This is a genomic window from Kitasatospora sp. MMS16-BH015, from assembly GCF_002943525.1.
Taxonomy (GTDB): domain Bacteria; phylum Actinomycetota; class Actinomycetes; order Streptomycetales; family Streptomycetaceae; genus Kitasatospora.
The window spans coordinates 2,223,532-2,237,209 of the sequence record NZ_CP025394.1 but is presented as its reverse complement, the minus strand read 5'-3'; the positions used below and the strand labels follow the sequence as shown (position 1 = coordinate 2,237,209).

Here is a 13,678-nt window from a genome sequence, read left to right as displayed (position 1 = left end):
TTGAACCTGACCAGAACGCTCTGTTTCGTCATCGCGGCGCTCTCCTCGTACGCCGCCCTCGTCTACCGGCTCGGGCAGGTGCGCCGCAGCTGGCGGGACGGCGCCTACCGGGCGCTGCTCGTCACGCTGGTGCTCCAGTGCCTGACCTTCACCATGGGTGCGATCGCCATGGGCGGGGGCGCCTTCCTCGGAGTGGGCAACCTCGCGATCCTGATCATGCACGTGGCCGCGGTGGCCTTCTGCGTCAGCGCGCAGGTGATCCTGCTGCGGTGGGCGCTGGACGCCGAGGAGGCGGCCCGCCGGGGCAGGTACTGGCTCTGGGCCGGGGCGGTGCTCTCGGTGCTGCTGGTGGTGCTGTTCTTCGTGGCGGACGGCTCCGGCCGGCCGGCCGAGGACTTCAACAGCGGCAGCGGCAGCCCGCTGGTGCTCACCTACCTGCTGGTGTTCATCCTCTCCCAGGCGGTGCCCTGCCTGACCATCTTCCGGCAGTGCGCCGCCTACCTGCGGATGACCGAGAACGCCTCGCTGCGCCAGGCGCTGCGGATGCTCTGGGTGTCGGCCGGGATCCTGTTCCTCTACTGCTCGGCGCGGACGGTCAACATCCTGACCGCGGCCTCCGGGGTGGACATCGGGCTCTGGCAGCTGGCCTCGAACCTCTTCAGTGCGATCGGCATCGTCACCCTCTCGCTCAGCCTGAGCATCTCCTCCTGGGGGCCGCCGGTCGCCAAGCTGCTGGGCTGGGCGCGGAGTTACCGTTCGTACCGGGCGCTCTACCCGCTCTGGCGGGACCTGTACGAGAACTCGCCGGACATCGCGCTGGAGCCGCCGGGCGCGGCGGTCTCCGACCTGGACTACCGGCTGCACCGGCGGGTGGTCGAGATCCGGGACGGCTGGCGGGAGTTGCGCCCGTACATCGAGCGTCCGGCGGAGCCGGGTGATGCCGAGGCGGCCGGGCAGGCGCAGGCCGAGGCGGCGCAGATCCGGCTGGCCCTCCGGGCCAAGCGCACCGGCACCGTGCCGGCGGCGAGCAAGGACGAGGGCGAGTTCGAGGACCGTGACAACGACAACTTCGGAGCCGAAGTCGCTTGGCTCACCCAGGTGGCCGCTGCCTACCGTAGACTGAGCCACGTGGGTTGAAGCGCCCCCCGGCGCTCCTGACGCCGCGTCAGTCGGCGTTCCCCCCGAAGCTCCCGCCCGGTCTGCACCCCCGTCAGACCGGGCGGGTCTTTCTTTTCCCCGTTCCCCCCTCCGCCGCTGCACCGCCCGGTACGGGCACTCCCCCGAGAGCCGGACCGGTCGGCGCGTAGCGGCAGCTCACTCGGACACCCCCGTGAGTGAATTAGCTGCCAGCTATCGGCGAGACCCAACGTTGTCGGAGTCCGGGCTGATTGTCAACTGACAGCTAATCTGCGAAACTGACGTATAGCCAAGGGCTAACTATGGGGGTGACAGGGGGAGATCCACGATGGCTGAGACCGACGAGACCGGTGAGCGGGCCGAGGGCCGCGTGGACGACCGGGCGGTGCTCGCCGTACGACTGGACAACCTCTTCAAGTCGGTGCGCCCCAAGGGCCGGCACTGGACCAACGCCGAGGTGGCCGAGGAGCTCAAGCGGGCCAACCCCGAGCTCAAGGTCGGCGGGGTCTACCTCTCCCAGCTGCGCACCGGCAAGCGCTCCAACCCCTCTCCGGAGCTGCTGTCCGGCCTGGCCCGGTTCTTCGGCGTCTCGGTGGCCTACTTCTTCGACGACCAGGTGGCCGAGTCGGTGCTCGGCGAGGTGGCCGCGATCGAGGCGCTGCGCTCGGCCGGGGTGCGGGCGATCGCGATGCGGGCGGCCGGGATGAAGAAGGAGAACCTCCAGGCCATCACGGCCATCATGGACCAGTACCGGCAGCTCCAGGGGCTGCCGCCGGTGGAGGACGCGGGCGGGGAGGCGGAGCGGGGGTGAAGGGCCCGGGGGAGTGGATGGCCGCCCGGAAGGGCCGCGCGGCCTCCCAGGACCGGCGCGGTCAGCTGAAGAAGCTCCGCAAGGACGGCTCCCGCCGGATCGCCGAGCTGGGCCTGCCCGAGGTGGCCGACGTCATCGAGCTCTGCGCCTACCTGGGCGCCGTCCGGGGGCGCCCGATCACCCTGGTGCCGATGCCGATGCCCGCCTCGCACCCCTGCGGCATGTGGGTGGCCGCCCGGGACGAGGACCTGATCTTCTACGACGCCAACACCACCGGCGCGCACCAGGAGCACATCATCTTGCACGAGCTGGGCCACATCATCTGCTGCCACCGGGGCGCCGGCGGGCTGGACGAGGCTGGCGCCCGCCTGCTCTTCCCCAATCTCGACCCCGATCTGGTCCGCGACATGCTGCTGCGGGCCACCTACGACGACGTGCAGGAGCAGGAGGCCGAGATCATCGCCTACCTGCTCTCCCAGCGGGTCGGCACCCCCGACCCGGCCGGGGAGACCGGGCCGGAGGACGGCGACGGGCGGGCCGGCCTGATGGAGCGGACCCTGATCTGACGGAGCGTCAGACCCGGGTGGCGGCCACCTCCTCGGCGACCACCGCGACCGCCTCGCGGATCGACTCCGGGTGGTGGTCGGCGGTGACGAAGAAGCGCAGCCGGGAGAGGCCCTCCTCCACGGCCGGGTGGAAGATCGGGTCGGCGATCACCCCGCGCCGGTAGAGCCGGTCGGCCACCTGCAGGGTCCGCGCGGAGTCGCCGAGCAGCACCGGCACGATCGGGGTGCCGGCGCCGGCCCCGGTGCGCAGCCCGGCGGCCCGGGCCCGGTCGAGGAAGAGCTCGGCGTTGCGCCGCAGCGCCAGGATCCGGCCGGGCTCGCGCTCGATCAGCTCGGTGGCGGCCAGCGCCGCCGCCGCGTTGGCCGGGGTGAGGCCCACGCTGTAGACGAAGCCGGGCAGGGTGTGCCGCAGCCAGCGGATCGCCCGGGCCGAACCGCCCAGGTAGCCGCCGCAGCTGGCGAAGGCCTTGGAGAGCGTGCCCATCCAGAGGTCCACCCCCGACCGCTCCACCCCGAAGTGCTCGCCCACGCCCCGGCCGGTGGCCCCCACCGTGCCGATGCTGTGCGCCTCGTCCACCATCAGCAGCGCCCCGTACCGCTGCTTGAGCTCGACCACGGCGGGCAGGTCGACCAGGTCGCCGTCCATGCTGTACGCGCCCTCGACGGCGATCAGCACCCGCCGGAAGCGGTGCCGGTTGAGCCGGAGCAGGTGCTCCAGCTGGGCGGTGTCGTTGTGCGCGAAGGGGCGGCGGGCGGCGCCGGAGAGCAGGCAGCCCTGGAGGATGCTGTCGTGCGCGAGGGCGTCGTGCAGCACCAGGTCGCCCGGGCCGACCAGGTGCCCGATCGCGGTCACGTTGGTCGCGTGCCCGCTCACCAGGGTCAGGCAGTCCGGCACCCCGAGGAACTCGGCCAGCGCCCGCTCCAGCCGGACCGTCAGCTCGCGCTCCCCGGAGAGCACCCGGCTGGCGGAGACGGAGGTGCCGTAGCGCTCGACCGCGCGGTGCACCGCCTCGTTGACGGCCGGATGGCCGGACAGGCCCAGGTAGTTGTAGCTGCCGAAGGAGAGGTACTCCCGGCCGTCGACATGGGTGGTGCCGCGGATGGTCCCCCGGTGCACCCGGAAGTACGGGTACGCGGCCCCGCTCCCGGTCACCCGGCCCAGCCGCGTCTCGAACTCGCGCAGCTCCGGGAGGTCGTCCAGGCCGCCGCCGGCCCACGCCGCGTCGCGCTGCCGGGGCAGCACCGGACCGGGCGCCACGGCCGGCCGTGGCGCTCCCGGGTCGGCCAGGGCGAGCAGCCGGTCCACGGTCAGCCCGGGCCGGTACACCTCCTCGGCGGGGAAGCCGGGTATCCGGCGGGCCAGGCCGGCGGAGAGCTCCTGGAGCATCAGGGAGTCGAAGCCGAGGTCGGCGACCAGCTCCAGGGCGCCGCCGAGGTCGGAGAGGGGGAAGACGCCGGTCCGCGAGACCTCTTCGAGGACGGTGGTGGTGGGGGAGGAGGACATCGGCGCGGTCGCTGTCGGGTCGGGAGCAGGGGTGGGGGCGGTGCCGAGTTCGCGGGCTTCGGCGGCAACCACCCAGTGGTGCCGGGGTGCGAGCGGGCTCGGGGGGAGGGTGCAGAGCGGTGCCCGGACGGGCGGCGCGGCAGTGGGCGCGGTGGCTGCGGGCACGGTGTCGGGTGCCGGGCGGCCGGTGGTCAGGGCGTCGGCGACCGCGTGGAGTCTGCGGATCGCCTCGGCGGTGTCGCCCGCCTCGATGGTCAGGTGTTCCGTCAGGGGGGTGCGGGTGGCCAGGGTGGCGGCCACTGAGGGGAGCGGGGGCTGGTCGGTGGCGAGGGTCTCGGCGAGGGCGCGGGCGTGGCGGGCCAGGCCGGGGAGGTCGCGGGCGGTGAGGGGGAGGAGGTAGCGGCCGGGGGCGGGGGTGGCCGGGGCGGCCGGGTGCTCCTCCAGGACGAGGTGGACTCCGGTGCCGCCGAAGCCGAAGGCGCTGACCCCCGCGCGGCGGGGGCCGTCGGCGAGCCAGGGGGTCGGGACGGTGGGGATGGTGAGGCCGGCCGCGACGAGGGCGGGGTCGGCGGCCGGGGCGAAGGCGGGCTGGGGCGGGATCAGGCCGTGGTGGACGGTCAGCACGGTCTTGATCAGGCCGGCCAGGCCGGCCGCGTTGAGGGAGTGGCCGACCACGGCCTTCACGGCGCCCAGGTGGGCGGGGGCGGGCCGCTCGCCCCGGAGGGAGCGGAGCACCTCCAGCTCGACCGGGTCGCCCACCGTGGTGCCGGTGCCGTGCGCCTCCAGGTAGCCGACGCCGCCGGGGTGCAGGCCGGCGTCCCGGTAGGCCCGGCGCAGCGCGCGGAGCTGGCCCGCCGCCTGCGGGTGCATGCCGCCCTGCACGGTGCCGTCGTTGGCGGTGCCCACGCCCCGGATCACCGCGTAGACCCGGTCGCCGGCCGCCACCGCCTCGGCGAGCGGTCGCAGCACCAGCATCCCGGCCCCCTCGCCGAGCACGAACCCGTCGGCCTCCCGGCCGAACGGCAGGCAGCGGCCGCTGCGCGAGATCGCGCCGATCCGGCAGAGGCCCACCAACAGGTCCGGGGTGAGCACGAGTTGGGCGCCGCCCGCGAGGGCGATCCGGCACCGGCCGGCCCGCAGCGCGTGCACCGCGTTGGCCACCGCGAGCAGCCCGCCCGAGCAGGCCGAATCCAGCGAGTAGCTCTCGCCGTGCAGGTCGAGCACCGAACTGACCGTGCTGGGGCCCATGTTGAGCAGCAGCCCGGCCACCGAGGTGCCCTGGAGGCCGTCCACCGCCCGGGCCGCCTCGGCCAGCCCGGCGGGGGCCCGGGCGCCGAACTCGCCGCCGGCCAGCTGGCGGACCCGGATCCGCATCGCGCTGATGTCCCGGTACCCGCTCTCGGTGAGCGAGGTGATCACCGAGGTCTCCTCGCGGTCGAACCCGGCCACCTCCCAGCCGGCGTCCTGCACCGCCTCCCGGGCCAGGTCGATCAGCAGCCGGTGCTGCGGGTCCATCGACTTGGCCCGCCGGGGCGGGATGCCGTAGTGCGCGGCGTCGAAATGGCCCACTTCGGGCAGCAGCGCCATGGTGTCGGTGTAGCCGGCGGCGTTGTCCCGGAAGTCCTCGCTGCGGAAGGCGGCCGCCCGCCAGCGCGAATCCGGGATCGGGCCGAACTGCGGTGCGGGGTCGGTGAGCAGCCGCCAGTACTGGTTGAGGTCCCGCGCGCCGGGGAAGCGGCAGGCCATCCCGACCACGGCGACGTCCCGGTCCGGCGTTACGTCCCGGCTCGGCGTGATGCCCCGGCTCGGCGTGACCTCCCGCTCCGGAGCCGGGGGCCCGGCCGGGCCGGTCATGCCGGGCCGGCCGTCCGCTCGCGCCACCAGGCCACGGTGGCCCGCAGCTGCTCCTCCAACGGGGTGGCCCGGACGGTGAACTCCGCCTCGTACGCGCTGGAGTCCAGCACGAAGGGTGCGTCGAACTGGTAGCGGATCTCCTTGAGTTCGCGCAGCAGCGGGGAGAACAGCCCGGCCAGGCCGAGCACCAGCGGGGGCAGCGGGCGGACGGGCACCGGCATCGTGCCGGCCTCGTCGGCGAGCCGGGTGACCATCTCGCGGGCGGAGAGCGCCGGGGCGGTCGGCAGGTGCCAGGCCCGGCCCCAGGCCCGCTCCTGGCCGGCCAGCTCGACCAGGCCGCGGGCCAGGTCGGGCAGGTAGCTCCAGCTGTGCTGCACCTCGGGGTCACCGAGCACCGAGACCGGCTTGCCGGCCAGCAGCCGGGGCACCACCCGGGCGGCCAGGTGGCCGCCGTCGGTCACGCCCGGGCCGAAGAAGTCCGAGGCGCGCAGCTCGACCGCGCGGATCCGCCCCTGCTCGTGCAGGCTGCGGGCCTGCTCCCAGAGGGCGGCCCGGACCCTGCCCTTGGGGCCGGTGGCGGCGAGCGGCAGGTCCTCGGTCAGCGGGCCGGAGACCGGGCCGTAGCCGTAGAGGTTGCCCGCCAGCACCAGGACGGCGCCGGTGCGTTCGGCGGCGGCGCAGACCGCCGCGCCGAGCGGCGGCCACTCGGCGGCCCAGCGGTGGTAGGGCGGGGCGGCGCAGTGGTAGAGCGCGGTGGCCCCCTCGGCGGCCGTGGCCAGCCGGGCGGCGTCGGAGGCGTCCAGGGCGAGGTGCTCGACGCCCGGTACGGCGGGCAGGCCGGCGCCGCCGCGCCGGGTGACGACCCTGACCTGGTGGCCGTGCTCGGCGAGCAGGGCGGCGGTGGCGGCCCCGGCGGGCCCGGATCCCAGAACGACATGAAGACTCACGGCTCGCACACTAGCGCGGACTGGTTGAGACCACGTCAGGTCTCTGCCGGAGGATTCGGGGAGGAAGTGTCAGGGCCCCGGTCAGATCGCCGGGGGTCAGGGCGGGGGCTGGTGCCTCCGTACCGTGGCGGCCTCGGCGGGGGTCAGTACTTGCGGACCGTGGCGGCCTCGGCGAGGGCGAGCAGTGCGGCGCGGGCCGGGCCGTCGGCCAGCGGGGCGGCGTCCAGGGCGGTCAGCGACTGGTGCATCAGCTCCGCAATCCGCTGCTCCACCGCGTCGGCGGCGCCGCTGCGGGAGACCAGGGCGGCCAGGCCGGGGATCTCCTCGGGGGTGAGGTCGGGGGCGCCGAGCCGGCCGTCCAGGTGGCGGGCCTCGGCGGTGGGCAGGCCGCGCATCGCGTGCGCGATCAGCAGGGTGCGCTTGCCCTCGCGCAGGTCGTCCCCGGCCGGCTTGCCGGTGACGGCCGGGTCGCCGAAGACGCCGAGCAGGTCGTCGCGGAGCTGGAAGGCCTCGCCGAGCGGCAGGCCGAAGGCCGAGTACGCCTCGACCAGCTCGGGGGAGGCCCCGGCCAGCAGGGCGCCGACCTGGAGCGGCCGCTCGATCGTGTACTTGGCCGACTTGTAGTGCAGCACGGTCTGCGCCCGCTGCACCGCGCCCTCGTCCGCCGAATCCCCGGCGACCGGCTCCAGCACGTCCAGGTACTGGCCGACCATCACCTCGGTGCGCATCAGGTCGAAGGCGGGCTTGGCGGCCAGCACCCGCTCGGCGGGCAGGCCGCAGCGGCCGAACAGCTCGTCGCACCAGATCAGCAGCAGGTCGCCGAGCAGCAGCGCGGCGGAGGCGCCGTACTGCTCGCGGTCGCCGCGCCAGCCGTGCTCGCGGTGCAGCGCCTCGAAGCGGCGGTGCACCGAGGGCAGGCCGCGCCGGGTGTCGCTGCGGTCCATCAGGTCGTCGTGCACCAGGGCGCTGGCCTGGAGCAGCTCGAGCGCCGCGGCGGCCTCGGCGATGCCCGCGGTGTCGGCCGCGCCGCCCGCGCCGCGCCACCCCCAGTAGCAGAAGGCCGGCCGCAGCCGCTTGCCGCCGTCGAGCAGGAACTCGCGCAGGGCGGCGGTGGCGGGCACCAGCTGCGGGGAGATCTTGTCGAGCTGGGCGGCCTGGCCGTCCATGAACTCGGCGAGGGCCGCGTTGACCCGCTCGCGGAGGGACTCGGCGTCGAGGGGGCCGGCCGCGGGGGTGGTGGGCGAGGGCACGAAGGGACTCCAGATCGCTGGGGTGACAAGCCAGCGTAACCGGGGCCCGGGTCAACTCCCGTACCGCGTCCCACCCCTTCCGGTGGCACCGGATCTCACTTGGTGGACAACGATTGCCGGGCTGAACACCCCGCCCGCTAACCTGCCAGCATGGCACTCGGGATTCCCTCCACCAGGACCGACCGCGCACTGACGGTGCGCGAACTGCTGGCCGCCGGGAGCCGTTCGTTCTCCTTCGAGTTCATGCCGCCGCGCAACGACCTCGCCGAGTCCAAGTTGTGGGACGCGATCCGCCGGGTCGAGGCCCTGGACCCGAACTTCGTCTGTATGACCTACGGCGCCGGCGGCTCCTCGCGCGGCCGCACCGTCAACCTGGTCGGCCGGATCGCCACCGAGACCACCCTGACCCCGGTCGCCCACCTGACCGCCGTGGACCACTCGATCGCCGAGCTGCGCAACATCATCGGCCAGTACGCCGACCAGGGCGTGCGGAACGTGCTGGCCGTCCGGGGCGACCCGCCCGGTGACCCGGCCGGCGAGTGGATCCGCCACCCCGAGGGCGTCACCTACGCCTACGAGCTGGTCGAACTCATCCGCTCCATCGGCGACTTCTGCGTGGGCGTGGCCGCCTTCCCGCAGATGCACCCCCGGTCCGAGAACTGGGACGAGGACATCAAGCACTTCGTCGCCAAGTGCCGGGCGGGCGCCGACTACGCGATCACCCAGATGTTCTTCGAGGTGGAGGACTACCTCCGGCTGCGCGACCGGGTCGCGGCGGCCGGGTGCGAGGTGCCGATCATCCCGGAGATCATGCCGGTCACCAACGCCCGCCAGCTGGAGCGCTTCCCGCTGCTCAGCGGCTCGCCCTTCCCGGACGAGCTGGAGGCCCGGCTGCGGGCCGTGGTCGACGACCCGGCGGCGCTGCGCGCCGTCGGCATCGAGCACGCCACCACGATGGGCGAGCGGCTGCTCGCCGAGGGCGCGCCGGGCCTGCACTTCATCACCCTCAACCACTCCACCGCGACGCTGGAGATCTACCAGAACCTGGGCCTCCACCAGCGCTGAACCGCGCCCGGCCCCTGCCGCTGTTCGGGCTGCCGCGGATGTGGGCCGCGAGGGCCGCAGCCTGTACAGTCGCGGGACGCGCGGACCCCTGCGCGGCGGGGGGTCATGCTCACGGGAGGCATCGGATGAGTGCCGGATACCTGCTGCTCTACGCCGCGCTCGCCGTGGTCGCGGTCTGGCTGCTGGCCGAGCTGCTCTTCCAGCACCGGGCCCCGCTGCACTGGCGCGGCCTCGCGCTGGCCGGCTTCCTCGCCGTGGTGGCCGGGATGGCCCTCTCCTCGGTGCCCGTGATCGGCCTCGGTGCCGCCGCCTTCGCCACCGGCCAGGTCTTCGTCACCCTGGCCGTCAAGCAGGGCCGCCCGGTCGGCTGGTCGCTGCGCCGCCCCGACGGCTCGCTGCCCGGCCCGCTGGCCAAGGTGCCGCTGCTCAGCGCCGCCACCGGCGGCGCGGCGGTGGCCGCGGCCACCGCCCCCGAGCCGGTGGGCGAGGTCGGCCCGGTGGAGGAGAGCGCCGCCCCCGAGCCGGTGGCCGGCTACGAGGAGCTGGCCGCCATGGAGCCGGTCGAGCCGGTGGAGAGCGTCTACGCCGCCCCGGCGGAGTACTACCAGCAGGTGCCGGAGCAGATGTACTACCAGCCGGACTACGGCCAGCAGCAGTACCAGCCCCAGCCGCAGCAGGAGTGGCAGCCGCAGCCGGTGGCCTACGAGCAGGCGGCGTACGGCTACGGCTACGAGCAGCCGGCCCAGCAGTACCAGCCCCAGTACCAGGACCCGTACGCGCAGCAGTACCAGCCGCAGCCGCAGCAGGTGGGCTGGGAGTACCAGCAGCAGCCGTACCAGTAGTAGGCGGCTACTCATCGGGAACAATGCCAGGGGTGTCTTCGGTTGACGGTGCTGTACATGACCGTGGAAGGAGTCCCCGTGAGCTACCAGGAGTACCAGCGCGCCAACCTGTTCTTCGACTCGAAGGACTACGCCGGGGCGGCGGCCATCCTGGCCCCGATCGTCACGGCCGAGCCGGAGCACCGGGCGGCCCTCGAACTGCTGGGCCGGTCCTACTTCCACAGCGCCCAGCTCGGCCGGGCGGAGGAGACCTTCCGCCGGCTGGTCGAGCTGGATCCGGGCAACGGCTGGGCGTACGAGGTGCTCGGCCGCACCCTGGAGCGGCGCGGGGACGCGGCGGGCGGCGACCGGTACCGGAAGCTGGCCCGGGCGATGGGCGTCGAGGCCTGGTAGGCGGCGCGGTTGTGCGGAGCGCCCGGCCCGGTGGGCCGGGCGCTCCCGTTCTCAGCCGTCCAGGGCGGCCAGCATGGCCAGCACCTTGGGCCAACCGGCCGCCTTGGCGGCGGCGTTGGCGGGCCGGCTGCCGCCCAGGGAGGCCAGCTTGTCGAGCACCGGATGGACCAGGCTGGTGCCGGTCGGGAGGTAGGGGAGGGTGCCGACGCCGTGCCCGGCCGCCGGGTAGACCAGGGCCTGGTGCGGGTAGCGGTTGGCGGCGGCGCTCAGTGTCCGGTCGATCTGCCCGGCCGCGGCGCCGGCCGCCCAGACCTGGTCCTCCCAGCCGGCCAGCGCCAGCACCGGCCCGCTGACCCGGTCCAGCGGGATGTCACCCTGGGGGACGGGCTTGCCGCCGTCCGTCCAGGCCGTGGTGCCCTCGTCCGGGAAGCCCGGGACCACCTGGGCCGAGGGGGCGTAGACCACCGCGCCGTGCACCAGGTCCGGGTACCGCTCGGCGAGCAGCAGGGCCGCCTCGCTGCCGCGCGAGGTGCCCATCGCCAGCACGTGCGCCGGGTCGACGCCGGGCTGGGCGGCGAGCAGCCGGGCCGCAGCGGCGAAGTACTCCAGCGGCACGTCCTCCAGCTTCGCCGGCAGGCCCGGCAGGCCGAAGTAGCCCAGCGACAGGGCCGGGTAGCCGTGCGAGGCGAGCATGGCCGCCTCGAAGAGCTTGCTGTTGCCGCCGTCCGAGCCGCCGAAGACCAGCACGGCCGGGTGGCGCGGGGTGCCCGGCGCCGGGAGGTACAGCTCGCCGACCACGTGGTCGGCGGCCAGGGTCAGTTCGCGGTGCGTCACGCCCACGCCGATCCACTGCCGGGTCAGCGCGCGGGAGGCGAGCTGCTGCCCGTGGGCGGAGACGGTGACCGTCACCCGGTAGCCGTGCGGGTCGGCGATCGGCGGCCGGAAGGAGGTGCTCTCCGGGTCCCCCTCCCCGTCCTGCGGGGTCATCGACCAGAACAGGCCCATGCCGTCGGCCGCCTGGTACGTCCCGCCGGCCGGCTCGGCCGTGTCCAGCTCGATCCGGCCGTGGCCGTCGGCCCGGAGGTCGGCCTCGCCGTGCCACTCCTTGCCCAGCTGGTCCTTCGCCTGCGAGTGCACGGTGACCTGCTCGCCGGCCGTCAGCCCGGTGACCCGCAGATGCACCGCCGTGTCCATCAGCGCGGTCGGCGCGTCCACCTCGATCGCGGCGTCGCGGTCGCTGCCCCGCGTCGAGCAGCCCGCCGCCGACCCGATCAGCGCGAGCGCCGCCAAGACGCCTGCCCAGCCCCGTATGTGACTCCCCATGGCCTTGTTCCCCCGTCCGTTCGGCCCGATGTGCGGGAGTGACCCTACGCTCCGGCGCGCCGCCGATGACAGCCGGTTCCGGCCCTGGTCACCGGGCAGAATGCGGGCATGGCCCTGGAGACGGATCGACAGCTGCTGCGGACCGCGATCGAGGAGGCCCGGGCGGGCCTCGCCGAGGGCGGCATCCCGATCGGGGCGGCGCTGTACGGCCCGGACGGCGCCCTGCTCGGGCGGGGCCACAACCGCCGGGTGCAGGACGGGGACCCGGCCATGCACGCCGAGACCGCCGCCTTCCGCGCGGCGGGCCGGCAGCGCTCCTACCGGGGCACGACCATGGTCACCACGCTCTCGCCCTGCTGGTACTGCTCCGGCCTGGTACGGCAGTTCGGCATCTCGCGGGTGGTGATCGGCGAAGCCCGCACCTTCCGGGGCGGGCACGGCTGGCTGGCCGAGCACGGGGTGGAGATCGTGCTGCTTGACGACCCGGAGTGCGCGGCGCTGATGACCGCCTTCATCGCGGACCGGCCGGACCTCTGGTACGAGGACATCGGCGCCTGAAGGCCGACCTACGTACTGGCGCCCGAGGCGAGGATCGAGGCCGACATGCCCGCCCGGGCCAGGCCGCCGCCCGGGTGGGCGGTGGCGCCGATCAGGTGCAGGCCGGGCAGGGCGGTGTCGGCGGGCGGGGCGAGCGGGGCGCCGGCCAGCGAGGGCGGCGGGATCGGCGTGGTGGGCAGCACGTGCTGCCAGAGCAGGCGTTCACGCAGGTCGAGACCGGCGGCGGCCAGGTGGGCCAGCAGGTGGGCGGGGTAGTCGGCGGCGGGGGCGGCACCGGCCGGGACGGTCACGGTGAGGGTCACCGCCTCGTGCTCGGCGTCCGGCACCAGGGTGGTGTCCTCGGGGCGGTGCACCTGGACGGTCGGGTGCTGCGGCACCGTGCCCGCGGCGAGGGCGGCCAGCTCCTCGGGCCCGGAGCGGGCGTGCACCACGGTGCGGACGTGGGTGCCCGCCGGCCGGGCGCCGCGCAGCGCGAGCAGGCAGCGGTACCAGGCGTACGGGCGCTCGGGCGCCGCCGGGGCCGGGCCGGGCGCGATGCCCCGGCCGTACAGCTCCCGGTGGTCGATCGCCGAGACCACCCGGTCGGCGGCGATCCGCTCGCCCCCGGCCACCACCCCGGCGGCCCGGCCGTCCACGGTGAGGATCTCGGTCACGGGAGCCGCGAACCGGAACTCCACCCCGCGCTGCTCGCACCGCCGGTACACCGCCTCGGCCAGCGAGCGCAGCCCGCCCCGGACGTACCAGACGCCGAAGGACTGCTCCATGTACGCGAGCACGGCGGCCCCGGCCGGGGCGGTGCGCGGGTCCAGGCCGAACCGCAGGGCGTGCTCCTGGAGCAGCGCGGTCAGGCCCGGGTGCCCGCCGAGCTCGCGGGCGGCCACCTCGGCCAGCGTCCGGGTCGGACGGCCCAGCCGGGCCAGCCCCTTGCGAGGGGCGGCCGGGTACGGGTCGGTGGCCAGCCGGGCCGGGTCGGCCGGCCGCGGCTCCTCCAGCAGCGGGCGGCGGGTGGCCTCCCAGACCGTCCGGGCCCGATTGGTGACGGCCCCCCAGCGCTCGCCCGAGCCGGGTCCGAAGGCGGCGTCCAGCGCCTGGGCCACCCCGCCCCGGGAGGCGTTCGGCAGCACCAGGTCGGTGCCGTCGGGGAAGAGGTGCCGGCTCTCCGGCTGCACGGGCGTGAGGGTGACCAGCTGCTCCAGCGGCTCCTTGCCGGTCTTGAGCGCGAGGTCGCGGTAGACCGCCGGCAGGGTCAGCAGTGCGGCCCCGGTGTCGAAGGCGAACCCGTCCCGCTCGTACCGCCCGAGCTGCCCGCCGTAGCCCTCGGCCGCCTCGCAGACCGTCACCCGGTGCCCGGCGATGGCGAACCGCGCGGCGGCGGCCAGGCCGCTCACTCCCGCGCCGATGATGACGATCCGTGCCATGGGCAACGAT

General features: G+C 74.9%; 12 protein-coding genes. 7 read left to right on the top strand and 5 right to left on the bottom strand.

Features of this window, described 5'->3' with window-relative positions; all coding sequences use genetic code 11:
* The 3 genes from CFP65_RS09560 to CFP65_RS09550 all read left to right on the top strand — a co-directional run bounded on the left by CFP65_RS09560 (window position 1) and on the right by CFP65_RS09550 (window position 2,514).
* Window positions 1-1,137, top strand: a complete 1,137-nt coding sequence (locus CFP65_RS09560) for an MAB_1171c family putative transporter (RefSeq protein ID WP_104815704.1) — start codon at window positions 1-3, stop codon at window positions 1,135-1,137.
* A gap of 328 nt (window positions 1,138-1,465) precedes the next feature.
* On the top strand, window positions 1,466-1,948 hold the full coding sequence (locus CFP65_RS09555) for a helix-turn-helix domain-containing protein (protein WP_104815703.1): 483 nt from the start codon (window positions 1,466-1,468) through the stop codon (window positions 1,946-1,948).
* Window positions 1,949-1,965: 17 nt separating this feature from the next.
* The gene (locus tag CFP65_RS09550) at window positions 1,966-2,514 is read left to right on the top strand and encodes a toxin (RefSeq protein WP_254552304.1); all 549 of its coding nucleotides are present in this window, start codon (window positions 1,966-1,968) and stop codon (window positions 2,512-2,514) included.
* Between the two features lie 7 nt (window positions 2,515-2,521).
* Here the strand turns inward: CFP65_RS09550 and CFP65_RS09545 are convergent, their stop codons facing one another.
* The 3 genes from CFP65_RS09545 to CFP65_RS09535 all read right to left on the bottom strand — a co-directional run bounded on the left by CFP65_RS09545 (window position 2,522) and on the right by CFP65_RS09535 (window position 8,069).
* The gene (locus CFP65_RS09545; protein ID WP_371682392.1) at window positions 2,522-5,899 is read right to left on the bottom strand and encodes an aminotransferase class I/II-fold pyridoxal phosphate-dependent enzyme; all 3,378 of its coding nucleotides are present in this window, start codon (window positions 5,897-5,899) and stop codon (window positions 2,522-2,524) included.
* Complete coding sequence (locus CFP65_RS09540; protein WP_104815702.1) at window positions 5,869-6,819, bottom strand: NAD-dependent epimerase/dehydratase family protein; 951 nt, start codon at window positions 6,817-6,819, stop codon at window positions 5,869-5,871. The genes CFP65_RS09545 and CFP65_RS09540 overlap by 31 nt, the downstream gene beginning before the upstream one ends.
* Before the next feature lie 143 nt (window positions 6,820-6,962).
* A complete protein-coding gene (locus tag CFP65_RS09535) occupies window positions 6,963-8,069 on the bottom strand; it encodes a polyprenyl synthetase family protein (protein ID WP_254552303.1) in 1,107 nt (368 codons plus the stop codon).
* A 150-nt stretch (window positions 8,070-8,219) separates the two neighbouring features.
* Between CFP65_RS09535 and metF the strand changes: the two genes are divergently transcribed.
* The 3 genes from metF to CFP65_RS09520 all read left to right on the top strand — a co-directional run bounded on the left by metF (window position 8,220) and on the right by CFP65_RS09520 (window position 10,369).
* The gene (metF, locus tag CFP65_RS09530) at window positions 8,220-9,134 is read left to right on the top strand and encodes a methylenetetrahydrofolate reductase [NAD(P)H] (RefSeq protein ID WP_104815701.1); all 915 of its coding nucleotides are present in this window, start codon (window positions 8,220-8,222) and stop codon (window positions 9,132-9,134) included.
* 125 nt (window positions 9,135-9,259) lie between these two features.
* Window positions 9,260-9,976, top strand: coding sequence for a hypothetical protein (locus CFP65_RS09525; protein WP_104815700.1), 717 nt, complete (start codon window positions 9,260-9,262; stop codon window positions 9,974-9,976).
* Between the two features lie 78 nt (window positions 9,977-10,054).
* Entirely contained in the window at window positions 10,055-10,369 is a 315-nt protein-coding gene (locus CFP65_RS09520) for a M48 family metallopeptidase (protein WP_217368151.1), read from the top strand.
* A 51-nt stretch (window positions 10,370-10,420) separates the two neighbouring features.
* Here the strand turns inward: CFP65_RS09520 and CFP65_RS09515 are convergent, their stop codons facing one another.
* The gene (locus CFP65_RS09515) at window positions 10,421-11,692 is read right to left on the bottom strand and encodes an acyl-CoA thioesterase/bile acid-CoA:amino acid N-acyltransferase family protein (RefSeq protein ID WP_104815698.1); all 1,272 of its coding nucleotides are present in this window, start codon (window positions 11,690-11,692) and stop codon (window positions 10,421-10,423) included.
* Window positions 11,693-11,800: 108 nt separating this feature from the next.
* On the opposite strand from CFP65_RS09515, the gene CFP65_RS09510 reads away from it, so the two are divergent.
* Window positions 11,801-12,250, top strand: coding sequence for a nucleoside deaminase (locus tag CFP65_RS09510; protein ID WP_104815697.1), 450 nt, complete (start codon window positions 11,801-11,803; stop codon window positions 12,248-12,250).
* A gap of 8 nt (window positions 12,251-12,258) precedes the next feature.
* Here CFP65_RS09510 and CFP65_RS09505 read toward each other — a convergent pair whose 3' ends face one another.
* Window positions 12,259-13,668: an NAD(P)/FAD-dependent oxidoreductase gene (locus CFP65_RS09505; protein ID WP_104815696.1), complete on the bottom strand. Its 1,410-nt coding sequence runs from the start codon at window positions 13,666-13,668 to the stop codon at window positions 12,259-12,261.
* Window positions 13,669-13,678: the final 10 nt, after the last annotated feature.